General features: G+C 60.3%; 25 protein-coding genes and 2 pseudogenes. 19 read left to right on the top strand and 8 right to left on the bottom strand.

The annotated features are described in order from the left end of the window. Nucleotides 1-65: 65 nt before the first annotated feature. From WHJ28_RS11360 to WHJ28_RS11370, 3 genes are all read right to left on the bottom strand, one after another. Nucleotides 66-1172 carry an S-layer homology domain-containing protein gene (locus WHJ28_RS11360; RefSeq protein WP_340042233.1) on the bottom strand — a complete coding sequence of 369 codons (1107 nt, stop codon included), beginning with the start codon at nucleotides 1170-1172 and terminating at the stop codon, nucleotides 66-68. A gap of 101 nt (nucleotides 1173-1273) precedes the next feature. Next, complete coding sequence (locus tag WHJ28_RS11365; protein WP_340042234.1) at nucleotides 1274-1936, bottom strand: hypothetical protein; 663 nt, start codon at nucleotides 1934-1936, stop codon at nucleotides 1274-1276. 269 nt (nucleotides 1937-2205) lie between these two features. Further along, on the bottom strand, nucleotides 2206-2700 hold the full coding sequence (locus tag WHJ28_RS11370) for an RNA polymerase sigma factor (protein ID WP_340042235.1): 495 nt from the start codon (nucleotides 2698-2700) through the stop codon (nucleotides 2206-2208). A 177-nt stretch (nucleotides 2701-2877) separates the two neighbouring features. On the opposite strand from WHJ28_RS11370, the gene WHJ28_RS16540 reads away from it, so the two are divergent. After that, complete coding sequence (locus WHJ28_RS16540) at nucleotides 2878-3024, top strand: VOC family protein (RefSeq protein ID WP_425461133.1); 147 nt, start codon at nucleotides 2878-2880, stop codon at nucleotides 3022-3024. A gap of 434 nt (nucleotides 3025-3458) precedes the next feature. Here the strand turns inward: WHJ28_RS16540 and WHJ28_RS11375 are convergent, their stop codons facing one another. Continuing rightward, nucleotides 3459-4403: an alpha/beta hydrolase gene (locus WHJ28_RS11375; protein WP_340042236.1), complete on the bottom strand. Its 945-nt coding sequence runs from the start codon at nucleotides 4401-4403 to the stop codon at nucleotides 3459-3461. 142 nt (nucleotides 4404-4545) lie between these two features. On the opposite strand from WHJ28_RS11375, the gene WHJ28_RS11380 reads away from it, so the two are divergent. Both WHJ28_RS11380 and WHJ28_RS11385 read left to right on the top strand, forming a co-directional pair. After that, nucleotides 4546-5838 (top strand): hypothetical protein, encoded by a 1293-nt coding sequence (locus WHJ28_RS11380; protein WP_340042237.1) that lies wholly within the window; start codon nucleotides 4546-4548, stop codon nucleotides 5836-5838. Nucleotides 5839-5850: 12 nt separating this feature from the next. Then, complete coding sequence (locus WHJ28_RS11385) at nucleotides 5851-6555, top strand: DUF6320 domain-containing protein (protein ID WP_340042238.1); 705 nt, start codon at nucleotides 5851-5853, stop codon at nucleotides 6553-6555. Between the two features lie 61 nt (nucleotides 6556-6616). Here the strand turns inward: WHJ28_RS11385 and ppk1 are convergent, their stop codons facing one another. Genes ppk1 through WHJ28_RS11400 form a run of 3 tightly spaced genes read right to left on the bottom strand, consistent with a single transcriptional unit; the run spans nucleotide 6617 to nucleotide 9912 of the window. Beyond that, nucleotides 6617-8761 carry a polyphosphate kinase 1 gene (gene ppk1, locus WHJ28_RS11390; RefSeq protein WP_340042239.1) on the bottom strand — a complete coding sequence of 715 codons (2145 nt, stop codon included), beginning with the start codon at nucleotides 8759-8761 and terminating at the stop codon, nucleotides 6617-6619. Next, the gene (locus tag WHJ28_RS11395; protein WP_340042240.1) at nucleotides 8751-9665 is read right to left on the bottom strand and encodes a Ppx/GppA phosphatase family protein; all 915 of its coding nucleotides are present in this window, start codon (nucleotides 9663-9665) and stop codon (nucleotides 8751-8753) included. Before WHJ28_RS11395 ends, ppk1 begins: the two co-directional genes overlap by 11 nt. A 31-nt stretch (nucleotides 9666-9696) precedes the next feature. Beyond that, nucleotides 9697-9912 carry a DUF6774 domain-containing protein gene (locus tag WHJ28_RS11400; protein ID WP_340042241.1) on the bottom strand — a complete coding sequence of 72 codons (216 nt, stop codon included), beginning with the start codon at nucleotides 9910-9912 and terminating at the stop codon, nucleotides 9697-9699. A gap of 102 nt (nucleotides 9913-10014) precedes the next feature. Here WHJ28_RS11400 and WHJ28_RS11405 point away from each other — a divergent pair, with 102 nt between their 5' ends. Both WHJ28_RS11405 and WHJ28_RS11410 read left to right on the top strand, forming a co-directional pair. Then, on the top strand, nucleotides 10015-10425 hold the full coding sequence (locus tag WHJ28_RS11405) for a DUF3783 domain-containing protein (RefSeq protein WP_340042242.1): 411 nt from the start codon (nucleotides 10015-10017) through the stop codon (nucleotides 10423-10425). Nucleotide 10426: 1 nt separating this feature from the next. After that, on the top strand, nucleotides 10427-10930 hold the full coding sequence (locus WHJ28_RS11410) for a GreA/GreB family elongation factor (RefSeq protein ID WP_340042243.1): 504 nt from the start codon (nucleotides 10427-10429) through the stop codon (nucleotides 10928-10930). Between the two features lie 42 nt (nucleotides 10931-10972). Here the strand turns inward: WHJ28_RS11410 and pdxR are convergent, their stop codons facing one another. After that, nucleotides 10973-12373 carry a MocR-like pyridoxine biosynthesis transcription factor PdxR gene (gene pdxR, locus WHJ28_RS11415; RefSeq protein WP_340042244.1) on the bottom strand — a complete coding sequence of 467 codons (1401 nt, stop codon included), beginning with the start codon at nucleotides 12371-12373 and terminating at the stop codon, nucleotides 10973-10975. A 186-nt stretch (nucleotides 12374-12559) separates the two neighbouring features. Between pdxR and WHJ28_RS11420 the strand changes: the two are divergent. The 14 genes and pseudogenes from WHJ28_RS11420 to WHJ28_RS11485 form a co-directional block, all read left to right on the top strand. Next, nucleotides 12560-12850, top strand: a pseudogene (locus WHJ28_RS11420) (sigma-70 family RNA polymerase sigma factor); the annotation flags it as partial. A gap of 121 nt (nucleotides 12851-12971) precedes the next feature. Then, nucleotides 12972-14174, top strand: a complete 1203-nt coding sequence (locus tag WHJ28_RS11425; protein WP_340042245.1) for an iron-containing alcohol dehydrogenase — start codon at nucleotides 12972-12974, stop codon at nucleotides 14172-14174. A gap of 68 nt (nucleotides 14175-14242) precedes the next feature. Further along, nucleotides 14243-14671: a 4Fe-4S binding protein gene (locus WHJ28_RS11430; protein WP_340042246.1), complete on the top strand. Its 429-nt coding sequence runs from the start codon at nucleotides 14243-14245 to the stop codon at nucleotides 14669-14671. Next, a complete protein-coding gene (locus WHJ28_RS11435) occupies nucleotides 14668-16566 on the top strand; it encodes an aldehyde ferredoxin oxidoreductase family protein (protein ID WP_340042247.1) in 1899 nt (632 codons plus the stop codon). The genes WHJ28_RS11430 and WHJ28_RS11435 overlap by 4 nt, the downstream gene beginning before the upstream one ends. A 1-nt stretch (nucleotide 16567) precedes the next feature. Beyond that, on the top strand, nucleotides 16568-16816 hold the full coding sequence (locus WHJ28_RS11440; protein ID WP_340042248.1) for a MoaD/ThiS family protein: 249 nt from the start codon (nucleotides 16568-16570) through the stop codon (nucleotides 16814-16816). Nucleotides 16817-16825: 9 nt separating this feature from the next. Then, complete coding sequence (locus tag WHJ28_RS11445; RefSeq protein ID WP_340042249.1) at nucleotides 16826-17542, top strand: HesA/MoeB/ThiF family protein; 717 nt, start codon at nucleotides 16826-16828, stop codon at nucleotides 17540-17542. 82 nt (nucleotides 17543-17624) lie between these two features. Beyond that, complete coding sequence (locus WHJ28_RS11450; protein WP_340042250.1) at nucleotides 17625-17750, top strand: hypothetical protein; 126 nt, start codon at nucleotides 17625-17627, stop codon at nucleotides 17748-17750. A 76-nt stretch (nucleotides 17751-17826) separates the two neighbouring features. Continuing rightward, nucleotides 17827-19221 (top strand): recombinase family protein, encoded by a 1395-nt coding sequence (locus WHJ28_RS11455; protein WP_340042251.1) that lies wholly within the window; start codon nucleotides 17827-17829, stop codon nucleotides 19219-19221. A gap of 24 nt (nucleotides 19222-19245) precedes the next feature. After that, a pseudogene (locus WHJ28_RS11460) lies at nucleotides 19246-19737 on the top strand (sigma-70 family RNA polymerase sigma factor); the annotation flags it as partial. 74 nt (nucleotides 19738-19811) lie between these two features. Next, nucleotides 19812-20894, top strand: a complete 1083-nt coding sequence (locus tag WHJ28_RS11465; protein ID WP_340042252.1) for a putative NPN-dependent ornithine cyclodeaminase — start codon at nucleotides 19812-19814, stop codon at nucleotides 20892-20894. Nucleotides 20895-21086: 192 nt separating this feature from the next. After that, nucleotides 21087-21563 carry an Lrp/AsnC family transcriptional regulator gene (locus tag WHJ28_RS11470; protein ID WP_340042253.1) on the top strand — a complete coding sequence of 159 codons (477 nt, stop codon included), beginning with the start codon at nucleotides 21087-21089 and terminating at the stop codon, nucleotides 21561-21563. Then, nucleotides 21560-22750: a pyridoxal phosphate-dependent aminotransferase gene (locus tag WHJ28_RS11475; protein WP_340042254.1), complete on the top strand. Its 1191-nt coding sequence runs from the start codon at nucleotides 21560-21562 to the stop codon at nucleotides 22748-22750. The genes WHJ28_RS11470 and WHJ28_RS11475 overlap by 4 nt, the downstream gene beginning before the upstream one ends. 17 nt (nucleotides 22751-22767) lie before the next feature. Beyond that, complete coding sequence (thrH, locus tag WHJ28_RS11480; RefSeq protein WP_340042255.1) at nucleotides 22768-23370, top strand: bifunctional phosphoserine phosphatase/homoserine phosphotransferase ThrH; 603 nt, start codon at nucleotides 22768-22770, stop codon at nucleotides 23368-23370. Nucleotides 23371-23409: 39 nt separating this feature from the next. Further along, nucleotides 23410-24684: a DUF1015 domain-containing protein gene (locus WHJ28_RS11485; protein WP_340042256.1), complete on the top strand. Its 1275-nt coding sequence runs from the start codon at nucleotides 23410-23412 to the stop codon at nucleotides 24682-24684.

Below are 24684 nucleotides of genomic sequence, written 5' to 3' on the forward strand. Positions count from 1 at the left end.
TCATGCAAAATAGCTATTTTGCAACAGGGCTTGGCAAGATAAGCCCTGTTAACCCAACGAATCAATTACTTCTGGGAAGAAAACTCATTCAAAATAGCTTCGGCCAGTTCCGCGCTCATATCCGCCTGGGGGTGCAGAAGCCCGTCCTTTTCTGCGGAGATCAGGCCCTTTTGATGCGCCCAAGTGAAAGCAGGCTGAGCAAAACGGGAGATCTCGCCCACATCGGCGAACTGCGTCAGGGCAGGATAGTCCATCAGCATGGGACTGCCTGCATAGCGCCACAGGATCGTCGCCAGCTGCTCACGGCTTACCACATCTTCGGGGCCGAATGCGCCATTGCCGTATCCGCTCATATAGCCTTCGCTTGCAGCCCAGCGAACTGCTTCTGTATACATGGCATCACCGGCTACATCAGTATAGTCCATGACAAAGTCCGTGGAGGGCTTGCCAGCCTGCTCATACAGCATCACAGCCAACTGCCCACGGGTCAGGGAACCCTCTTGGGGCTGAACTTCACCGGGCAGCAGCATCAGATGGGCGGCGTAGGTCTGGTCTGGATAAACGGCAGCGTAGCCCTCATACCAGACCATTACATAGATGCCAGGCTGAATATCTTCCTGAGCGGCAGCCTCATCAGAGCCATAGCATGACAGGGTGGTATTCTCGCCGGTCAGGATATACAGCCTGCCACTGTCAGTGGTAATCTTGAGTTGACCATTCTCTGAAAAAACCGCTTCTACCTGGTGGTAGTGGGCGCAGTCTGCGTCCATAGGGATGTTTCGCACTACGGCAAAGGCAGCGGACTGGGGTGGAAGGGAACGGGTTTCCACGGCGCTGTGAAACACATAGAGGCTCTCTCCCTCCTGCAGGGTGGAGGGATCAGAGGCCATGCGGCGGCCACTGTCGATCCAGACCGTTTGAGCGGTGATGTTCATAACATACTCGCCATAGCGCTCAGAAGTCATATGGAGCTGGGTGATATTACCATTGGCGTCCTTCACGATCTTCTGCGCGGTGCCATAGTACAGCACACTGTCCGGCAGAGAAGCTGATTTATCCGCAGAAATCGGTGTGGAGATGGGGGTGATCCTAGTCTCGGTGGCCATAGCGGGCAGAGTCATGGCACAAGCCAGCGCCCCGGCAAGGATCAATCCGGTCAGTTTCTTGTTCATGCGATTCGCTCCTTTTTGTTCTGTTGAAAATGTGTGTAAATTTCTTTGCTTCATCTGATTAGATCAAAGGGGTCGCTAAAAAATGCCTTCCTACAAATCCGTTACCCCGTGGGCAGCGGTACCTTTTGAAGGCCGGAAAACAGATCTTGCAGTTCCTGTACATACTCACGGGGTATTTGATAGCGCGAGTCTCCCGCTGACACAATGGACAAGGTTGGGATTACATACATGGTATAGGAGGTGCTGTCCTCCAGTCTGAAAATCAACTGATAGGACCCGCCGTTTCGCTGGACGGTGGATATTTCCTGGTATTCCTCATCGGTAAGCTCCACTGGGGCGGCCTGGGCCAGGAGGGAGCACAGTTTTTCCTTATCGTCGCCGGTAACAGCGCAAAGCATATTCTGCCCGGTGTGGTCACAGATTTGAATTTGCTCCGTCCTGTCCGGCAGGTTTGCTGTCTCAAAATAGCTGCTGAGTTCCAAGGGAGTGCCGTCCAGAGTGTCTACACATTGAGCAATATAGTATTGCCCATCCCACTCCACCGCCAGGCGGAATGTGGGATCGTAGCCGTCAATCCGATAGACCGTTCCGCCCACGGCAAAGCTGGTGGCACAGTCTGCAAAAGCGTATGCTTCCGGGTCCTGCTGGATGTCGTAGCACAATATCCCGAGAGGCTGGGACAAAACAGAGGGAGCCAGGGAATAGGCTGCTCCGTTTTCCAAAAACACATAGCGAAAGCCGTCATAGTTCATCATCTTCCGCATACCGTTTGAGCTGTCTGCCCCTGGAGCCACCTGCTGTATAACAATAGGAGCCTCCTCCAACGGAGAACACTGTGGAACCGTGAGCACACAAAGCAATACCGCTGCTGCACAGGCGGCGGGCAGAAACAGGCGAAAAGAAATGGTGGGTTTCTTGCGGTTGCTTTGTAATAATACCTCTTTGGACTCCAGGATATGGGAAAGCATGGACGCTCGGGACGCCGGAGTGGGACTTACCGACTCATAGGCCTGAATAAAGCGGTCATCCCGCATCAAAAATCACCACCTAACTGTTTCTTCAGGGTTTGACGCGCTTCACGAAGATGGTTGCGAATGGTAGAGGCTGGCTTGTGCAGCATAGCCGCGATTTCTGCCCCGGAATATCCCTCATAGTAATAGAGATAAACTGGAACTCTATATTTCAAGGGGAGGGCAAGCACGGCATCCAGAACTGTGCTGGAGGCCGGGTCCGCATCAGCTGGGGCTGGAAGCTCTGCCTGCAGATCCAGCGGCTCCTCTCGGCGGCTGGCACGCCGAAGCGTGTCTTTACATGTATTAGAAGCTGTGACGATAAGCCAGGCCTTTTCGTGTTCCGGGCTGTCAAATGACTTTGTGTGGTGCATGAGTTTAATAAAGGTATTCTGCACCGCATCCTCTGTGTCAAATCGGTTTTTGAGAATTGTAAAACATAACCGGTACACCATATCCACATAAGTTTCATAAAATTGGGTAATTTCTTTGTCCGTACGCAACAAAGAACGCTCCATCGGGGGACGCCACCTCCTTTCCCCTTCACTCAGAATACGATTATGACGTTCGAAATGTCGGAAAATCTGAACATATATTTGCAAATATTTTGCGTGCTCATACACCTGATAGTATGATAACAAAACAACGGTAATGGGGACGACGCCGGTGGAGTTGATTCAATTTGTGAAGCGGAAATCGGAGCGGCAGGCTGGGAATCTGTTTCACGCATCTGCTTTTCTGAAGAGGATATTGGCCGGGAATACCGGCGTCTCAAAGAGGCGGGTGTGGAATTTCTGCCCAACCCGGAGAGCATTGCACTGGAGTTGTTACAGTCCCTTTGAATCAAAAAGCCCTGGAAAGACATCTGCCAAGCATTGTCTTTCCAAGGCTTTTTGCATATAGTGGGTGAAATCACCGCGCACTTTACAGTTGCTCCATCTTTGTTGTCCCTGTACTAAAATCATCTTGTGAAACGGGAATGAGAGCTGTACAAAGGTTCTCCTGTTACTTTGCCCAGAACACATTTCAACCGCAGCGCCGTTCGGAACGTGCGAAAACGAAGGGTTAAAAGAGCGCTAAAGAATAAGCGGAATGGGGTGAGAATGGCTATGAAGTATTAGAAATATGATAGATGAGGTGCTTTGTATGCTGATGCAACCACAGACAATATCTTTGGAGAAAGCGAATACCACCAACCTCAGAGAAGAAGAGTCTCGCCGCATGGTATCCGCTCATATAGGATGACAGCGACCAAGCGGGTTGGTGGTTGAGATCGTTACAGTCCGCCCATCAGGAAACTGGAAGCGTGTTCCATAGCCTCGTTGGCCTTCTTCATGGGGAAGGTCTGAAAGACGTGCCACATCTTGTCCCACACTTCCAGTTTGCAGGGCACGGAGGCCTTGAGCATCCGGTTGCGCAGGCGGACCGAGTCGGAGAGCAGCAGTTCATTGGTGCCTGCCTGGATCAGGGTGGGAGGGAATCCGGTGAGGTCCGCGAACAGGGGAGACAGACAGGGGTCGGTCAGATCCTCACCCCGGGCGTAGGCGTCCCGGGAAGCGTAGATATAGTTGAGGGTGAGCACAGGATCGATACCTGCTCGCTCCTGATAGGATTTGCCGCTGGCCGTCATGTCGGTCCAGGGGGAGAAGAGAAGCAGCGCCCGGGGGAGCAGCCGGCCCGCCTCTTTCAGCTTGTGGGTAAGCACCAGCGCCAGGTTACCGCCCGCGGAATCGCCCGCTACAACGATATCCCGGGCGCCGTAGCCCAGATACATCAGGTGGTCCCAGGCCTGGAGGGCGTCCTCCACAGCGGCAGGGTAGGGGTGTTCAGGGGCCAGACGGTACTCAAAGCTCATGACCTGCAAGCCGGTGACCAGGGACAGCTTGGAGCCCAGGATGCGGGAGTAGCCCAGGGTGCCGCTGGTATAGCCGCCGCCGTGGCAATAGAGAATAGCCTTCCTGCGGTCATAGCTTCGGTGAGGCCTGATCCAGGCACAGTTCATTTCTCCCAGGGAAAAAGGCTCCCAACTCATGCCGCCCATAGGGGCCACCAGTCGGCCCAGCAGCTCCTGGCTTTTCCGCTGACGAGCCAGATCTTCCACATTCATGACTTCGGGGGTGGCGGCGCTGTGGATCGCCTTCAGTGCGCGCATAAAAGGCGCCAGGCGCTGTTTTTCCGCGCGCTGTCCGGCCAGATCCTCTCGCCTTCTGTGGTGTTTCATGGAGCCACTCCTCTTTCTTTGGATGGTTGACTTCATTATACCATAGCCCTCCACAAAAGAAAAGTGGAGCTGTGGGGCCCCTCTTTCTCTTGTGGGCGACAGAGGAATGTGGTATCCTTTTTTCAGAACAGGGGGGAGCGCCATGGCCCAGAAACGGGAGAAGAAGCATAAGGAATGGTACCGGCTGGATAATGCCGCCGTGGTGTATGCCGCCATCCAAAAGGAGAACTATTCGGCGGTGTACCGATTTTCCGCCGTAATGGACCAGCCGGTGGACCCGGATGCCCTTCAGCGGGCGGTGGACAAAACCATGCCCCGTTTTCCCGGCTTCCGGGTACGCATCAAACAGGGACTGTTCTGGTACTACTCGGAATTTAACGATGCCCCTGGTCCCTTTGTGAAGAAGGACATTGCCAACCCTTGCCAGCCGGTGCGCTTTGATCAGGACGACGGCTGGCTGGTGCGCTTTTACTACTATGAACGGCGAATCTCCATGGAGGTGTTCCACGCCATCAGCGACGGCGGCGGCGCGGTCTATCTGCTGCGTACCCTGCTGGCGGTCTACCTGCGGGAGCTGGGCCATCAGATTCCCAACACCTGCGGTGTGCTGGATGTGGATCAGTCACCCAGGCCGGAGGAGCTGGAGGATGCCTATGCCCGGTATGCCACGGTAAAAGCCAGAAGCTTTACAACGCTGAAGAAGGCCTATCAGAACCGGGGAACAGCGGAGCCTTTCTATACATTAAATGTAACCATGGGCTTTTGCTCGGTGCGGCAGCTGAAGGAAAAGGCCAAGGAGCACGGAGCTTCCATCACCGAATACCTGACGGCGGTGCTGCTGAAGGTGCTGGTGGACAAGCAGCACCGGGAGGGCCCCAAGAAGGAACTGCCGGTGGCGCTGGCCATACCCATCAATCTGCGCTCCTGGTTTCCCAGCGAGAGCCTGCGTAACTTTATCCTTACGGTGCGCCCCTGTATTGACCCAAGTTTGGGGGAGTACACCTTTGATGAGATCATCAGTCAGGTCCACCACTATCTGCGTCTGAACATCAACCGGCAGCAGATGCAGGCGGAGCTGGCAGGGAACGTGAAATTCGCCCGAAACAAGCTGATTCAGATTTTTCCCGTGGTTTTAAAAAATCCCCTGGTGGCATTCGGCTACTGGATGGCGGGCGTGAGGCCCTACTCGGGGACTTACACCAATCCAGGCCCCTTCCAGGTGCCGGAGGAGATGCGGCCTCACATCCGGCGGATGGAGGTGATCCTGGGGCAGGCCACCATGCCCCGGGTCCACTGTGCCTCCATCAGTTACGGTGACGAGATGGAGATCACCTTCGCAGGGACCCAAAAGGAATCGGACACCGAGCGGGAGTTTTTCCGCTTCTTGGTGCGGGATGGCATCCACGTTAAGGTGGAGAGCAACCGTGCCCAATAAGGAGGAAACGCCATGTCTTATTGTGTTCATTGTGGAGTGGAACTGGACGCCACCGCCACGGTTTGCCCGCTGTGCCAGACGAAGGTAATGGACCCGGGCCGTCCGCCCGACACCACCTCCCCCAAACCCTTTCCCACCCAGCGAGGGGAGGTGCCCCCCATCCACAAAGGGGCGGTGGCGGCAGCCATCACCGCTATGCTGGCCTGTGTGGCGGTGGGATGCGGCCTGCTCAACCTGTTTCTCAAGCCGGGGCGGGCCTGGTCCCTGTATGTCATCGGAGCCACCATTATGCTGTGGCTGTGGATCGTGCTGCCCCTTATTTTTAGGCGCCTGCCCCTGCTGGTTCGCAGCGTCATCAATGTGGCGGCAGTGGCCCTGTATGTCTATCTGATATCAGTGGATCTGAATGGCCGGGACTGGTACCTGGGGCTGGCGGTACCCATCATCCTGTGGGGAGGTGCGGTATGGCTGCTGCTGTCCCTGATGCTGCGGGTGTACCACCGCTCTGTTATCAGCACCATCACCATCCTCATCGGCAGTCTGGGCGTTTTTCTCCTGGGTGTGGAGTTTTTCATCGACCGCTGGCTTACCGGGCAGTGGGACCCATCCTGGTCTCTGGTGGTGCTCACTATCTGCGTGTGTACCGTGATCCCCCTGGTGATCATCCGCCGCATCCCTGCCGTCCGGGAAGAGGTGCGCCGCCGGTTCCATACCTGAATTCAAATATGCAAAAAGGCCGCCCGGCAGGGCGGCCTTTTTGTGTAACGATCAGGGTGGATCAGCGGGATTTCCGGTGGAAAAGACGGTGGAAAAAGCCACCGCGCTTCTCTTGCGGAGCCGGGGCGCTGGCCACGGCCCGGGCCTCACGCACCGCCTGCTTCATCAGTGCTGCCTGGGCATTGACGGCGGGGGCGCCTTCCTGACGGGGCACCAGTGTGTAGCTGCCGTCGGGACCCATGTTGCGGGCCTTTACATTGTCGGAGCAGAACAGCTCCACATACTGTCGGATCTGACGGCGTACGTCTGGGGCCGCCACCGGGCAGGCGATCTCCACCCGGCGCTCGGTGTTGCGGGTCATCAGGTCGGCGGAGCCGATGTAGAGTCGGGTACCCTCTCCCACGCCGAAGGCATAGATCCGGGGGTGCTCCAGATAGCGGCCCACGATGGAAAAGACCCGGATACGGTCGGTGAGGCCGGGCACACCGGGGCGCAGGCAGCAGATGCCACGCACGTTAAGGGTCACAGGTACGCCGGCCTGGCTGGCCTGGGCCAGTTTGTCGATGAGCTCCCGGTCGGTGACCGAGTTGACCTTGAAGAAAATGCGGGCGGGCTGGCCCTGACGGGCCTTCTCGATTTCCCGGTCCATCAGGGCCAGAATGCGATTTTTCAGGCTGTGAGGAGCCACCAGCAGCTGGTGATACTCGCCATGAAGGTTGGAGGTGGACATATTCTGGAAGAAAGCTACTCCGTCGCCGCCGATGGCGGGGCTGGCGGTCATCAGGCAGAAATCGGTGTACAGCCTGGCTGTCTTTTCGTTGTAGTTGCCGGTGCCGATCTGGGTGATGTACTGGATGCGGCCTTTGTCCCGGCGGGTGATGAGGCAGATCTTGGAGTGGACCTTGTAGTGCTCAAAACCGTAGAGGATGGTACAGCCTGCCTCCTCCAGCCGCTGTGCCCAGGCAATGTTGTTCTGCTCGTCGAACCGGGCCCGCAGCTCCATGAGCACGGTTACGTCCTTGCCGTTTTCCGCCGCCGCCGCCAGGTACTCCACCAGCTTGGCGGTGGAGGCCAGCCGGTAGATGGTGATTTTGATGGACAGCACCGCCGGATCGTTGGCGGCCTCCCGTACCAGCTGGAGGAAGGGCTCCATGGAGTGGAAGGGGTAGAAGAGCAGCATATCCCGCCGCAGGATCTGAGGGATCAGCTTCTCCCCCTTGACCAGACCGGTTGGCCACTGGGGGATATAGGGGGGATAACACAGAGCGGCGGCACTCTCCTCAGGCAGCTTGCCCTCCAGAGCGTAGACGTAGCCCATAATGAGGGGACTTTTGGACCGGAACACCTGTTGAGCCGTGAGATTGAGCCGCTGGCAGAGGAATTGCTGGAGCGCTGCGGAGGCCTCCCCCTGGATCTCCAGCCGCACGGGGGCCAGCCGGGCTCGCTTCTTTAAGACCTTCTGCATATGGGCCCGGAAGTCCTCGCCCACATCGTAGTCTTCGTCCTCGGGGCTGATGTCGGCGTTGCGGGTGACCGAAATGACGCACTTTTCCTCCACCTGATAGGTCTCAAAAAGCTGATCGGCAAAGTGAAGGATCACCTGCTCGGTGAGCAGGTAACGCAGGCCCTGTTCCTCCAGCTGAAAGTAGGGAGAAAGGGCCTTGGGGATGGGCACCAGACCGAAGCAGCGGGTGTTGCCCAGCCGCAGGGTGAGGGCAATGGTCAGGCTGTTGGAGGGCAGGTGGGGGAAGGGGTGGTGGCTGTCCACCACCATGGGAGACAGGATGGGCTGCACATGGTCCCGGAACCACCGCTCCACCAGCTTGCGCTCCTTACTGTCCAGCTCGCCGGGGGTCAAATTACAGATGTTGCAGGTCCGCAGCCGCTTTTCCAGCTGGGAGAGGATCTTGTCCTTCTGCTTGTACAGGGCGGGCACCGCCTTGAAGATAGCCTGAAGCTGCTCGGTGGGGGTGAGGCCGCTCTTGTTGTCCGCATGGGTCTGCTTGGACAGGGTCATGTCGTAGATGGACCCAACCCGGATCATGAAGAACTCGTCCAGGTTGCTGGTGAAAATAGCGGCAAATTTCAACCGCTCGAAGAGCGGGACGCTCTCGTCCTTGGCCTCCTCCAGAACCCGCTCGTTGAAGCGCAGCCAGGATAACTCCCGCTCCTGGGTGTAGCGTGTGTCGATTTTCTTATTGGTCATGGCTGGTTCCCTCCATCACCCGGCGGAGCAGATAGCCCTCCCGGACGCCGCAGGCGCTGACCAATACGGTGGATACCTCATAGGCGTCCAGAATGGCGGTGAGGATGGCCAGGCCGGACAGAATGGTGTGGGCCCGGTCAGGCGCCGAGCGCAGGATCTGCCGCAGGGTATCCTGATTGCCTTTTTTCAAACCCTTATAGAGGGCGTGGATCTCTTCGGCGGGGATGATCCGATTGTCCGGATCGGCGCCGGACAGGTCGTTGCACAGTTTGGCGGCGGCCCGGAAGGTGCCGCCCACGCCGGTCAGGTGGCTGTATCGCAGGCCGGCGGTTTTGGCCTTTTCCAGTTCCTTTTTCACGTCGGAGCGGATGGCTTTCCGCTCCTCCTTGGTGGGGAAGAGGCCGGAGACGTGTTTGGTGAAGAGGGACAGGGAACCCATGGGCAGGGAACAGCCTGAGGTGATTGCCCCGTCCCGGTAGGCCACCAGTTCGGTGGAGCCGCCGCCCACGTCGGCCAGCATCCCGGAGCCCGGCGCGCCGCCGCCCACGGTGGCGCCCAGGAAGGAGAAGGCGGCTTCATCGGTCCCTGACAGCACCTCTACTTTGATGCCGGTCACCGCCTCGATGGCCTCCAGAGCCTCCTCGGTGTTGACGATGTTGCGCAGGGAGGCGGTGCCAAATACATAGAGGTCAGCGATGTCGAAATTGCGCAGCAGATCCTTGAAACCAGCCAGTACCCGGCAGGCCACCAGAATGCCGCTGTCGGAGAGCAGACCGTCTTTGATGTAGCTGGCCAGACCGGCCATCTCCTTTTTATTCATGAGGAGCTTGAATTTCTGCCCCTCACAATGATAGATAGACAGGCGGATGGTGTTGGAGCCCACATCCACGATCCCGCATTTCATGTGATGATGCACCTCTCTTTGGAAATCTAGTTTATGCGATTTCCGCAGCATTATCAGAGGGATTTACAGAAGCTTTACAAGCCTCATCCATGTCCCGGCGGGCGGCGATCAGCGCCAGGCCGTCCCCCAGAGTGCAGAAAAAAGCGGACAGAACGGCAAGCTCCTCGGCGGAGCGATTGTGGGCCAGCCGGGCGGCGGCCAGCGCGGCGGCGGCCAGCAGGGTCTCTCCGGAAGGCGGTGTATACACAGGCCTCATCTCCCTTCTTTCCAATGTATGGCGGAGGGAGATGCGGGTTGACGGCGGAAGCGGATGTGAGTACAATAAAAAGAACGAAAGGGGAAGAACCGTATGAATATGCCTCTCATTCTGCTTTATAATTTGGATACCCCCAAGGGGGCCAAGATCCGGCGGATGTGCCTGCCTCTGGGTCTGCGGACCCGGCTGGTGACGCCGGAGGAGTATGGCCTGCCTCTGGGTGATCTGGTGGAGGGCGCCGTACCGGAGACGCCCTGGACCGGGGAGGCCTTTGGGGAAGAGATGCTGGTGCTGGTCAACTGCACCGGCCCTCTGCTGGACCGATTCCTCCAGGGCTTCCGGCGGAACAAGATCCCGGCGGTCTACCTCAAAGCAGTGCTGACTCCCACCAACCGGACCTGGAACTCAGTGGCCCTCCACGCTGAACTGGTCCAGGAACGGCAGGCCATTGCCCAGGGTCAGGGAGCCCACGCCGGGCAGTCATCTGGGGAGGAAGGGAACTGACGTGCACAACGAGCTGACCAAAAAGGATATTCAGATGATGCGGGAGGAGCTGGATTACCGCCGTATCCAGCTGCGTCCCCAGTTGCTGGAGGCGGTGAAGGAGGCCCGTGCCTTTGGTGACCTCAGTGAGAACTTTGAGTACAAGGCCGCCAAGCAGGAGAAAAACCGGAACGAGAGCCGCATCCGCTACCTGGAGAACATGATCCGCACTGCCAAGGTACTGCCCGATGAGCCCACGGGCGACGGGGTGGGGCTCTATGACAAGGTGACCGTCTTTCTGGAGGACGAGGGGGACACCGAGACCTACCAGATCGTCACCACCATGCGGCAGGATGCCCTCCATGGGCTCATCAGCAAGGAGTCGCCCATGGGCAGGGCCCTGCTGGGCCGTAAGGTGGGGGAGACCTTCCGCATCCAGGTCAACGACAGCTACGGTTATGACGCCAAGGTGTTGGCCATTGAAAAGGGAGAGGACGACGGCTCCGCCCCATTGACCGGATTTTAATAAGGAAAGGACGCATTGCTCAGGCAATGCGTCCTTTCCTTATTAAAAACCCCAGGCGGATTTCAGCAGGGACAGGGCGGGGGCCATGTCCTCGGCAGCTACCCTGGTATAGCCCAAGATGAGGGCGGGCGGCCGGTCTATAGGGGGCGGGGTCAGATCACAGATGGACAGGGGAGACACTCCAACACCCACCTCCGCTGCCCGGGCAGCCAGCTCCTGTTCGTTCCACCGCTGGTCCATCCACAGCAGCAGGTGAAGGCCGGCGTCTCCTCCGTCAAAGGAACCCACCTGGGTCAAGCCGGTGTCCCGGGCGGCAGCCAGCAGGGCCTCCCGCCGGGCTTTGTACCGGGTGCGGGTGCGGTTCAGGTGGCGCTCAAAGTGGCCCCGGTCCATAAACCGGGCCAGGGCATACTGCTCAAAGGAGGGGACGGTGGAGGAGTAGAACCAGAACTCCCGCCGCCACCGCTCCAGCAGGTGGGGGGGCAGCACCATGTAGCTGATGCGCAGGGAGGGAGCCAGACTTTTGGCAAAGGTATTGAGGTAGATGACCCGCTCCCCGTTGTCCAGACTCTGCAGGGCCGGAATGGGCCGGCCGGAGAAGCGGAACTCACTGTCGTAGTCGTCCTCCATGATATAGCGCCCCGGCTGCTGGGCAGCCCAGCGCAGCAGGGCCTGCCGCCGGGTCACCGGCATGATGATGCCCAGCGGAAAGTGGTGAGAGGGAGTGACGTGGACCACCTGAACCTTGTGCCGGTCCAGCTCCTCCACCACCAGGCCCTGGTCGTCCAGGGGGATGGGTTCTACCTGCACCCCGCAGCTGCCCAGAATGCGGTGGGTCTTGGTGTAGCCGGGGTTTTCCACCCCGTAGCGGCCCTCCCGGCCCAGCAGCTGGACCAGTAAGCTGGTGAGCACTTCCGACCCGGCGCCTACCACGATCTGAGCAGGGTCCGCCCGGATGCCCCGGAAGCGGTAGAGGTGGGCGGCAATGGCCTCCCGCAGCTCTGGTACCCCCTGGGGATGGGGGGTGTTGAGCAGGGTGTCCTCCTGCTGAGACAGCACCTCCCGCATCAGCTTGGCCCAGGTGGCAAAGGGAAACAGGGCGGTGTCCACGGCGCTGGTGGAGAAGTTGTAGCGGAAGGTGGGCCGGGTGGGCTCCTCCGGCGGGGGCAGAGGGGCGGTGGAGGTCCTGGCAGGCGTGGCCTCCGCCGCCTGCACAAAGAAGCCCCGTTTGGGCTGGGAGCGGAGGTAGCCTTCCGCCAGAAGCTGATTATAGGCTCCCTCTACCGTTACCACGCTGATTTTCAGGTGGGCGGCCAGAGACCGCTTGGAGGGCAGCCGCTCTCCGGCGGCCAGCCGCCCGGCCTCGATTTCCCCACGGATGTGGCGGTAGAGCTGCTCATACAAGGGCATGGAAGCGCTGCTGTCCAAAATAGGCGTGAGCATAGAGATCCTCCTGTCTGACCTGATTCTTCTTTTTGCTCAGTATAATGGAAATAAGGTCAGAGTACAAGAGGCACCGAAGTCCATCGAAAGAGGTCCCACGATAAAAAAGATTGACGGTGGGGCCGCCGTATGAAAGAAACCGCCGGGGACATACTGAACACAGACAAAGAGAAGGAGGCAGGGGCCATGCAGGGAAAGGTTGAGATCTGCGGCGTCAATACGGCAAAGCTGAAGGTACTGAAAAACGAGGAGACCATGGAACTGCTCCGGCGGGTGAAACAGGGGGACATGGAGGCCCGGGAGCAGCTCATCGCAGGCAACCTGCGCCTGGTGCTGTCGGTGATCCAGAAGTTTTCCGGTCGGGGGGAGAACGCCGACGATCTGTTCCAGGTGGGGTGTATCGGACTCATCAAAGCCATTGATAATTTTAACACCGATCTGGACGTGCGTTTTTCCACCTACGGCGTGCCGATGATAGGCATTTTGGGGAAAACTAAAATTCAAACTCCAGGTTTCAGAATCTTGATTCTTGAGTAGGTTGGTGGTAAAATAAAGAAAACAAACCGCGGAGCGTGGGCGGTCGGGAGGAGAGGACCTTATGAATACCACCATGTCAAAGCTGAGCGTGGCCGTGCGCAAACCGGTCATCAAAATTGTCAGCAAACCTACACCTGTGACCTACATTGGGCCGGGCCGGGCCAGGGAAACTGGCCGCCTGTTGGGCATGCTGGGCGCCAAGAAGGCGCTGGTGATCACAGATTCCTTCCTCCACCAGTCCGGCCTGCTGGACGGGGTGGAGGAGAGCATCCGGAGCGCGGGCGTGGACCATGTTGTGTATGACGGGGTGCAGCCCGATCCAACCTTTGCCATCGTGGCTGAGGCCAAAAAGGCCTGCTCCGGCTGCGACGCGGTGGTGGCGGTGGGCGGCGGATCGGTGATGGACACCGCCAAGGCAGTAGCCGCCGCCGTGGCCAACCACACCAGCGCCGAGGCCCTGGCCGGGATGCTGAAGGTGCGCCGCCGGCCCCTGCCCCTCATCGCGGTGCCCACCACCGCCGGTACCGGCAGCGAGACCACCGTGGCCGCCATCATCTCGGACTCCGCCACACACAGCAAAAAGCAGCTGCTTGACCCCAAGCTGGTGCCCATGTTCGCCATTCTGGACCCGGAGCTGACGGTGGGCCTGCCCAAGCACACCACCGCCCACACCGCTCTGGACGCCCTGACCCACGCCCTGGAGGCTTATGTGGCGGGCTATGCTGACGAGGAGACCGACCGCCAGGCCCGCATTGCCGTCGGGCTCATTTTCCAGTACCTGCCCAAGGTCCAGGAGGACCCCGCCGATCTGGAGGGCCGGGAGGCCCTGCTCACCGCCTCCTTCTTCGCGGGTATGGCCTTTACCCGTACTTATGTGGGCTACGTCCACGCCTTTGCCCATACCATCGGCGGCAAGTTTGGCGTGCCCCACGGTCTGGCCAACGCGGTGCTGCTGCCCCACATCATGCGCTACTACCTGCCTGTATGTAGTAAGCAGTTTGCCGAGTTGGGCCGGATGCTCAAGCTGGGGATGCCGGGGGACAGCGACCAGATCAAGGCCACCCGCTTTGTGAAGCTGCTCTACAAGCTCAACCGGCAGATGGGCATTCCCACCCGGTTTGAAAAGTTCCCCGCCTCCGCCATCGAGGAGGTGATCGACATGGCCTTCCAGGAGTGCCACGGCACCTATCCTGTGCCCCGGTACTTTACCCGGGAGCACGCCCGCAAGCTGATGGAGGCGGTGTGCGCCAAGGAAGAGGCCTGAGTTCAGGCAGTCAAGCCCGCCCCGGCTGCGGGGCGGGCTTTTCTATGATGCGGGAAGGAGGGATCTGGATGCCGTACCAGATCACAGAAAACTGCGTGGGCTGTACCCTGTGCGCCAAAAGCTGCCCGGTGGGGGCCATCACCGGAACGGTCAAGCAGGTACATACCATCGATCCCGTCCGCTGTACCCAGTGCGGGGTGTGCGGCCGGGTGTGCCCCAGGGGTGCCATTGAGGGGCCTCTGCCCGGCCTCTACAGCCATAAGGTGCCCAAGGAAACGTGGCCCAGACCGATCATCGACACCAAGCTGTGTACCGCCTGCTCCATGTGCGTGCTTGCCTGCGGCTTCTCCTGCCTGTCCATCAGCCTGCCCCGGCAGAAAGGGGATCTGGAGGTATTTGCCCAGTTGAGCGCTCCGGACAAATGCGTGGGCTGCGGTCTGTGCGCCCGGGCCTGCGGCATTGGGGCCATCACCATGAAGGAAGGGGTGGGAGCATGATCCTGCCGGTCTATGCCCAAGTGGATCTGACAAATGGGCGGTGGCGGAAGTGTACCATCTCCGCCAAACTGTTTGAGCAATATCTGGGAGGCAAGGCCCTGGGGGCCCGGCTGCTTACCGATCTGACCCCGGCGGGACTGGACCCCCTCAGCCGGGAGGCGGTGCTCATCGTCAACACCGGACCCATGAACGACACCGGCGCCCCCAGCTCCAGCCGGTTCAATATGACCTTTAAAAACGTCCTCACCGGCGGTATCGCCTCCTCCAACTGCGGCGGACCCTTCGGGATGCTGCTGAAAAAGGCGGGCTTTGACGGGCTTATCCTGTGCGGAAAGGCCCCGGAGCTGAGTATGGTGGTGGTGGAGGACGGCAAGATCCGCATCGAGGCCTGCCCCCAGCTCCAGGGCCTGGACACCGAACGCACCCAGGAGGAGCTGCCGGAGCGGTATGGCAAGCTGGTCATCGGCCCCGCCGGAGAGAACGGGGTGCGCTTTGCCTGCGCCGCCAGCGGCGAGCGGGTAGCCGGGCGCTGCGGCGCCGGGGCGGTCATGGGCAGCAAGAATCTGAAAGCAGTCATTGCCTTCGGCACACGGGAGGTTGTAAAGGACAACCCTGAGGGCTTCGAGGCCCACACCCGCAAGTGGGTCAAGCTGCTGAAAAAGCACCCCATGACCGGGGACAGTCTGCCCCGGTACGGCTCAGCGGGCCTGGTGAGCAAGGCCAACGCCTCCGGCGTGCTGCCTACCCATAACTTCACCCGGGGCCGGTACGAGCACTACGAGGAGGTCAGCGGCGAGACTCTGGCGGACACCAGGCTCACCCGGAACAGCGGCTGCGTCAGCTGCCCCATCCGCTGTGAGCGGCGTGTGAAGGTAAAGGGCAAGGAGGTCAAGGGGCCGGAGTACGAGACATTGGGCCTCTTTGGACCCAACCTGGAGAACCGGGACCTGGACCTCATCAATGAACTCAACTACAAGTGCGACCTGCTGGGCATGGACACCATCTCCCTGGCGGGCACCATCGCCTTTGCCATGGAACTTCAGGAGAAGGGAATGGGTGATTTCGGCCTGAAGCCGGGCCAGCCCGACGACTTGCCCCGAGTAGTGGAGGATGTGGCCTATCGCCGTGGCCCCGCCGGAGAACTGGCGGTGGGCAGCAAGGTGTTGAGCGAGAAGTACGGCGGAGTCGACTTTGCCATCCACGCCAAGGGGCTGGAGCTGGCGGCCTATGAGCCCCGGAAGAGCGTAGGCATGGGTCTGGGCTACGCCACTGCCAACCGGGGCGGCTGTCATCTGAATGGCGGTTATCTGGCCCTGTTGGAGTCGGTGGGCGTCATCAGCATGGACGCCCAGACCCCCAAGGGCAAGCCGGAACTAACGGTGTTCTTCCAGAACGGCATGGAAGCGGCCTCCGCCGCCGGGTTCTGCCTGTTCACCATGCAGGCCATGATCCCCGGCATCCTGTTCAAATTTGGACCTGCCAGCTTTGCCTGCCGGGCGGCGGGCAAGGTGATGCTGTCCGCCCGGCCCCTGCTGGGTCAAATCTGGAAGTTTATGCCCTGGATCATGCCCATCAACTGTATGCTGGTGCCCCACAGCAAGTCCATTTCTCTGGTCACCGGCCTGCCCATGACCATCGGCAAATTCTTCACCGTGGGGGAGCGCAGCTACAATGTGGAGCGGCTGTACAATCTGCGGGAGGGTCTGACGGCGGCGGACGACGCTCTGCCCGGACGGCTCACCAAGACGCCTCAGGACCCGGAACGGCCGGACACCGTGGTGCCTCTGGACAAGATGCTGCCGGTATATTACAAGGTCCGGGGCTGGGATTCCCGCGGCGTGCCCACCGCCAAGCGGCTGAAGCACCTGGGCATCCCCCTGCCGGAGGGGGGATAATATGGCGTTGGTGCGCTATCACGGCCGGTTGGCAGACCTTACCGGCTGCCGGGAGGAACCAATGGACGGGACCAACGTGTCCCGGCTGCTGGATCAAATCAAAAAGCGCCGCGGAGCTGAGGTCTACCGGCTGGCCAAGCGGAGCCACATCATTGTGGACAAACGCTCCGCCGGGGCGGAGAAGGGCTTCCGCACCCCCACGGGACCGGACAGCGTGGTGGAGTTTATCCCCGTGTGCGGCGGCGGTTAGGAGGGTGCTGTGGAACTGGAGCGATACCGACGGCAGCTGGCCATCCCGGAGATCGGACCGGAGGGCCAGCGGAAGCTGGCGTCCTCCTCGGTGCTGGTGGTGGGAGCCGGGGGCCTGGGGGGCCCGCTGCTCTATGCCCTGGCTGGTGCCGGAGTGGGCCGGCTGGTGGTGGTGGACGGGGATATCGTATCCCTCAGCAACCTGAACCGGCAGTTCCTCTTTGACCAGGCCGACTTGGGCCGCCCCAAGGCGGCGGCGGCCGCCCGGCGGCTGTCCACCTTTAACCCGGACCTACGGGTGGAGGGGATGGAGGCCTGGCTGGACGAGAAAAAGGGGGCAGAGCTGCTGGCGGACTGCCAGCTGGCGGTGGCGGCGGTGGATAACCTGCCTGCACGATTGGCCCTCAATGCCGCCTGCGCTCAGAAGCGCATTCCGTTGGTCAACGGCGGGGTAGAGGGTTGGTACGGCTCGGTGATGGCGGTGGAGTTTGGAAAAACTCCCTGTTTAGCCTGCTGCTATGCCGGGACTGCGCCGGAGGAGGACGGTCAGGCCCTGGGGGCAGTTACCGGAGCGGTGGCCTCCCTGATGGCTACCGTTGCCCTCCAGATGCTGCTGGGGCACAACCCCATTCCGGGAGAGATGTTGCTCTATGACGGCAAGCGGCTGGAGCTGGATCGTGTGCCGGTGGAGCGGGGCACGGGCTGCCCCGTCTGCGGAATATGTTAATGGAAGGACCTGCTGTGAAAACGGCAGGTCCTTTTGTCTGCCTTCTGACAAAAGCGGGCACACTGAAAGCGGAGGCGATACTATGGAAGTACAACGCTATGTGAATGGCAAGCCGGTATCCGGCAAGGATTTGCCGCCCCAGCAGGTGGAAAATCCGGTGCTGGTCCGCCTGCTGCGACAGGCCAGAGCCAGAGGACGGAAACGGTAATACCAGAAAAAGGAATTGCGGCGGACGGGGACAATCCGGTACAATGGACCCCATGACACAGCATCAGGAGAGAAACATGACGGAACTTGTGGAAAACCAGCCCCTGCGGGCCCTCTATATCCGGGTGTCCACCGAGGCCCAGGCGGAGGAGGGCTACTCCATCCAGGCTCAGACCGAGCGGCTGGAGGCCTACTGCAAGGCTATGGGGTGGGACAACTACCGCTGTTACACCGACGGCGGCTACAGCGGCAGCAATCTGGACCGGCCGGAGATGACCAGGCTCATCGCCGACGCCCGGGGCGGGCAGGTGGCCACGGTGGTGGTGTTCAAGCTGGACCGGCTGTCCAGGAGCCAGAAGGATACCCTCTATCTCATTGAGGACGTATTTCTGCCCCACGGAGTGGATTTTATTTCTCTTAATGAGAGCATTGACACCTCCACCCCTTACGGGCGAGCCATGATCGGTATCCTGTCCGCCTTTGCTCAGCTGGAGCGGGAAAACATCTACCTGCGTACCCGGATGGGCATGGTGGAGCGGGTACGACAGGGCTACTGGATGGGGGGCGGCGGGGTGCCCTTCGGCTACGACTACGACCGGAGTACCGGCATCCTGGTACCCAATGCAGACGCCCCCCGGGTACGGCAGATGTACGAGCTCTACCTGAAGGGGTGGTCCGCCCAGCGGATCGCAAACAGAATGGGGCTGAAATACGACAAGCTGGTGACCCAGATCCTCACCCGCAAGAGCAACATCGGCCTCATCTCCTACAAGGGGGAGGAGTACCAGGGCCTTCACCAGCCCATCGTGCCCGAGGAACTGTTCTATCTGGTGCAGGACCGGATGAGGGAGCGGGCCTCTGGGCGCCGGGCCGCCGGAGGGGGCCACCTGCTCACCGGACTGGTGTACTGTGGCGCTTGCGGCGCCCGGATGCGATACATCCGCTGGGGCAAGAACGGCTATAAGCTGCGCTGCTATGGCCGGGACCCCTCCAAGCCCCACATGAAGAAGGGCGACAACTGCCAGGCCGAGGCGGTGTGGGCGGAGGAACTGGAGGAGCAGGTGCTTCACGACCTGTTCCGGGTGTCCGCCCGGCTGGGGCAAGAGGCCGACCCCGTCCCCGATCCCCTGACCCAGCTGGAGGGAGAGATGGACAAGCTGGAGAGCAAGCTGCGGCGGCTCTACCAGCTCTTTGCCGAGGGGGAGGACCCGGTGTTGCTGGACGAGGTGCGGGAGGTGCGCCGGCAGCTGGAGATCCTGCGGCAGGACTATGAGACCGAGCAGGCCACCTGCCGCCGGGCCGCCCGGATGGAGGACCTGCGGGAGCAGGCGGCCGGCATCAAAGACAGCTGGCCCAATCTCACCCCGGAGGAGCGGCAGGCGGTGATCCGGGACTGCGTGGAGCGCATTGTGGTGGAGGGACCCAAAGTGGAGATCTACTACACCTTTTTGCAGCACGAAGCGGACTCATAGAGGATTTTCCCTAATGGCAGCATCATGCCGATGATTGTTGGGGAAATCCGCCGATATCTTCGGGACAATTCCTCCCTCCGGGTGTCCCGGTCCATGCGGGACACCGCCTACCGGGTGCTCCAGGCCAAGGAGAAGTTTATGAACGAGCACCAGCGGGAGCCCAGTATGGAGGAGATCGCCAAGATGCTGGAACTGAAGCGGGAGGACGTGGTATTTGCTCTCGACGCCATTGTGGATCCGGTGTCCCTCTACGAGCCGGTGTACGAACACGGTGGAGATACCATCTGCGTCATGGACCAGGTGAAGGACTCCAAAAACACCGACGAGAGCTGGCTGGAACACATTGCCCTGAAGGAGGCCATGGAGCGGCTCACCGACCGGGAGAAACGGATTCTGCGGATGCGCTTTTTTGAGGGCAAGACCCAGATGGAGGTATCCGCCGAGGTGGGGATCTCCCAGGCTCAGGTCTCCAGGCTGGAAAAAAGTGCAATTAACCGCATGAAAAAGGATCTTTAAAGAACCGATTGCGGAGAAGAAACGGTCATGATACAATGAAGGGGACAAAACGACGGAAAGGAGTTCTGATCCCCATGAGCTTTGTGCTGCCTGAGTATCATGCCCCTGATTTTACCAAGCCCGTGTTCCAGAACGCCCCCAGCGTAACCTTTTGCCCCGCCCCTCGGGCCGGTGTGGCGCCTGAAGGCTATCATGCCACCAGTATTTTCCCGGAGTATTTCAAGGTCAACGGAGAATGGCTGCTGGCCGAGGAGAGCCGCATGGACTGTGTGGCCGTCCTGCGGGAGGGCAAGATCGCCGTGGTGGAGTTCCGCAACCTGAAAGAGGGCGAGCCGGTGGTGGTAGGCCGGACGGAGGATGCCTCGGAGGGTATCTACATCCACGCCGATGGCTTTGAGACGGAAAAAGGGGAGCAGGAGACCTTCTCCTTCCGTCAGGGCCGCTCCCGGGAGACCGCCTACTCCATGGATTACGACTCCATCTATGAGCTGCTCCGCCACGAGAAGGACCACGGGCGCATCCTGTGGGTCATGGGCCCGGCCTGCGCCTTTGACCATGACGCCCGGGACGCCTTCGCCGCTCTGGTGCGGGGGGGCTATGTCCACGGCCTGCTGGCGGGCAACGCCCTGGCCACCCACGACCTGGAGGCGGGCTATCTCCGCACTGCCCTGGGTCAGGACATCTACACCCAGAAGAGTATGCCTAACGGCCACTATCACCACATTGACACCATCAACGCCGTCCGGCTGGCTGGGTCCACCGCCGCCTTTGTCCATTCCGGCAAGGTGAAAGACGGCATCATCTACGAATGTGTCAACCACAATGTGCCCTTTGTACTGGTGGGCTCCGTCCGGGATGACGGTCCCCTGCCCGAGGTGTACGGCAACGTGTATGAGGGCCAGGACGCCATGCGGGCTCTGGTGAAAAATGCCACCACTGTCATCTGCATGGCCTCCACCCTCCATACGGTGGCCACCGGCAACATGACCCCCTCCTACCGGGTGGTGGACGGGGTGGTGCGCCCGGTGTACTTCTACTCGGTGGACATCTCCGAGTTTGCGGTGAACAAGCTGCGGGACCGGGGCAGTCTGTCGGTACGCACCATCGTCACCAACGTGCAGGATTTTGTGGTCAACGTCCGCAAGGGCGTGCTGTAACCCAAGTGCATAAGGCCCCGGGGCTTTTCAGCCCCGGGGCCTGTCTGTTTGTATGGAAATGTCAGACAGACGGGCCGTGAAGTTTCCATCTGTGCTCTTGTATTTCCGAAACCACCAGTATATAATATCATATAATAGGCCTTTTTACAGGCCTGTGCCAATCGCTGATAGGAAGAAGGAGGGAGCACAGCCATGAAATTGCTCCAGCTTTTGGAACAAGACTGCACTCTGACCCCCGAACAGCTTGCATCTATGGCCGATATGTCCGTGGAGGACGTGAAAGCGGCCATCAAGCGGTACGAGGATGAAAAAATTATTCTGGGCTATAAAGCCATTGTGGACTGGGACCGCACCGACCGGGAGGCGGTCACTGCCCTCATCGAGGTCAAGGTGACCCCCCAGCGGGGCGAGGGCTTTGACCGGGTGGCCGAGCGGATCTACCAGTACGACGAGGTGGAGAGCGTCTACCTGATGAGCGGCGCTTTTGATCTGACCGTTATCATCTCCGGCCGCACCCTGAAGGAAGTGGCCCAGTTCGTGGGGGAGCGCCTGTCCACTCTGGAGGACGTGACCGGCACCGCCACTCACTTTATCCTGCATAAATATAAGGAAAAGCACCTGATTTTTGAAAAGCAGGAGAAGCAGCCGAAGGAGTGGATTTTCTCATGAACTACGACGAGATACTGTGTAAGCGCATCCAGGATGTGAAGCCCTCCGGCATCCGGCGCTTTTTTGACATTCTGGAGGAGATGAAGGACGCCATCTCCCTGGGTATCGGCGAGCCCGACTTCGTCACTCCCTGGCACATCCGGGACGCCGGCATCTACTCCCTGGAGAAGGGCTTTACCAAATATACCGGCAACGCCGGCATGGCGGAGCTGCGGCGGGAGATTGCCGCCTATCTGGCCCGCCGGTTCGACCTGCACTATGACTTTGCCAGCCAGATCGTAGTCACCGTAGGCGGCAGCGAGGCCATTGACCTTACTCTGCGCTGCCTGCTCAACCCCGGCGACGAGGTCATCGTGCCCGTGCCCTCTTTTGTGTGCTACGGGCCTCTGGCCTCCATGGCCGGCGGTACCCCGGTGTATGTGGAGCTGAAGGCGGAGAATGAGTTCCGTCTCACCCCCGAGCAGCTGAAGGCCGCCATTACCCCCCGTACCAAAGTACTGGTGCTGCCCTTCCCCTCCAACCCCACCGGCGGCATCATGGGCCGGGAGGACCTGGAGGCCATTGCCGAGGTGCTGCGGGGCACCAACATCATGGTGCTCTCCGACGAGATCTACGCCGAGCTCACCTACGGCCAGCACCATGTCTCCATGGCCAACCTGCCCGATATGTACGACCGCACCATCGTGGTCAACGGCTTCTCCAAGAGTCATGCCATGACCGGCTGGCGAATGGGCTACGTCTGCGGGCCTGCCCCGGTCATCAAGCAGATGCTGAAGCTCCACCAGTTCGGCATCATGTCTGCTCCCACCGTCAGCCAGTACGCCGCCATTGAGGCCATGCGCAACGGCGACGGTGATATCGAGCATATGCGAGACGAGTACGACGGCCGCCGCCGCTATCTGGTGGAGGGCCTGCGCCGCATCGGCCTGCCCTGCTTTGAGCCCAGAGGGGCCTTCTATGTGTTCCCCGACATCCGGGGCACCGGTCTGACCTCTGACGAGTTCTGTGAGCGCTTCCTGATGGAGGAGAAGGTGGCCGTTATCGCTGGTTCCGCCTTCGGCCCCGGCGGCGAGGGCTTTGTCCGCTGCTGCTACGCCACCTCTATGAAGGACATTGCCGAGGCCCTGACCCGTTTGGATAACTTCCTGACCAACCTGAAGAAAAAGCAGGCCAGAGAGCAGGAATAAGAAAAGGAGGAGAGGATATGTATATCACCTGTCTGGATATGGAGGGCGTTCTGGTCCCTGAGATCTGGATCGCTTTTTCCGAGGCTACCGGCATCCCCGAGCTGCGCCGTACCACCCGGGATGAGCCTGACTACAACAAGCTGATGCAGTTCCGCCTGGATATTCTGAAAGAGCATGGACTGGGCCTGAAGGAGATCCAGAACACCATTGCCACCATCGACCCCCTGCCCGGGGCCAAGGAATTTCTGGACGAGCTGCGCTCCTTCAGTCAGGTGATTATCCTCAGTGATACCTTTGAACAGTTTGCCCAGCCCCTGATGAAGAAGCTGGGCTGGCCCACCCTGATGTGCAACACCCTGGAGGTGGCCGCTGATGGAACCATCACCGGCTTCCGGATGCGCTGCCCCCAGTCCAAGCTGACCACGGTGAAGGCCCTCCAGTCCATCGGCTACGAAACCATCGCCGCCGGGGATAGTTTCAACGACCTGGGCATGATCCAGGCCAGCAAGGCGGGCTTCCTCTTTAAGAGCACCGAGCAGATCAAGGCCGATCATCCGGAGCTGCCCGCCTACGAGGAGTTCCCCGATCTGCTGGCCGCGATCCGGAGCGCGATGGACTGAGTACCACCCAAACTTCATGTCTGGAAGTGAGTGAGCAATATGCTGCGGCAATTTGAGGGACTGGCCTTCCGGCCGGCCGATATCCTGCTGCCCCGGAACTGTGAATACCGCAAGTGGTCGGTGGTGGCCTGCGATCAGTATACCTCCCAGCCGGACTACTGGCAGCGGGTGGAGGAGTATGTGGGCTCCGCCCCTTCCGCCCTGCGGCTCATCCTGCCGGAGAGCTGTCTGGACGGTCCCAATGTAGAGACCGATATTATGGAAGTCAACAACACCATGACCCGCTACCTGCGGGAGGAACGCTTTCAGGAGTTTCCCACCGCCCTCATCTATGTGGAGCGGCGGCTGGACAACCTGAAGGTGCGCCGGGGCCTGGTGGGCATGGTGGATCTGGAGCAGTACGACTATGAGCCCGGTTCCGGCGCTGCCGTCCGGGCCACCGAGGGTACCGTTATGCCCCGCATTCCGCCCCGGGTGGCGGTGCGGAAGAACGCCCCCCTGGAGCTGCCTCACGCCATGTTGCTGACCGACGATCCTCAGAAAACGGTCATCGAGCCTCTGGCCCAGCGGAAAGACAGGATGCAGATGGTGTATGACTTTGATCTGATGGAGCGCGGGGGACACATCACCGGCTGGCTGCTGGATGAGGAGAGTGTGGCCATGGTGGCCCATGCCCTGTCTGCTCTGGCTGATCCCGCCGCCTTCCGGGCCAAATACGGCGCGGAGAAGGTCATGGCATTCGCCGTGGGTGACGGCAACCACTCCCTGGCCACGGCCAAGGAGTGCTATGAGCGTCAGAAACGACTGACCCCCAAGGAGCAGTGGGACCGCCTGCCTGCCCGCTTTGCCCTGTGCGAGCTGGTGAACCTCCACGATCCGGCCCTGGAATTTGAGGCCATCCACCGTGTACTCTTCGGCGTGGAGCCGGAGCAGGTGGTGGATGCACTGGTAAAGAACTTCCCCGGCGCTTTCCAGGGGGAGGGGGAGGGCCATGTCCTCCGCTATGTCCACGCAGGCGGGCAGGGCGCGGTTACCGTGCCCAACCCCACCGCCCAGATGGCGGTGGGCACCCTTCAGCCCTTCCTGGATGCCTATGTGAAGGAACAGGGGGGACGTATCGATTACATCCACGGGGCCGATGTGGCTCGTACCCTGGCGGCCCGGCCGGGCAATCTGGCTTTCCTGCTGCCCGCCATGGGGAAGGATCAGCTGTTCCCCACTGTGATCCACGACGGGGCCCTGCCCCGCAAGACCTTCTCTATGGGCGAGGCCCACGACAAGCGCTTTTATCTGGAGGCGCGCAAGATCCGATAA

This window comes from Flavonifractor porci, assembly GCF_037572415.1.
Lineage (GTDB): Bacteria > Bacillota > Clostridia > Oscillospirales > Oscillospiraceae > Flavonifractor > Flavonifractor porci.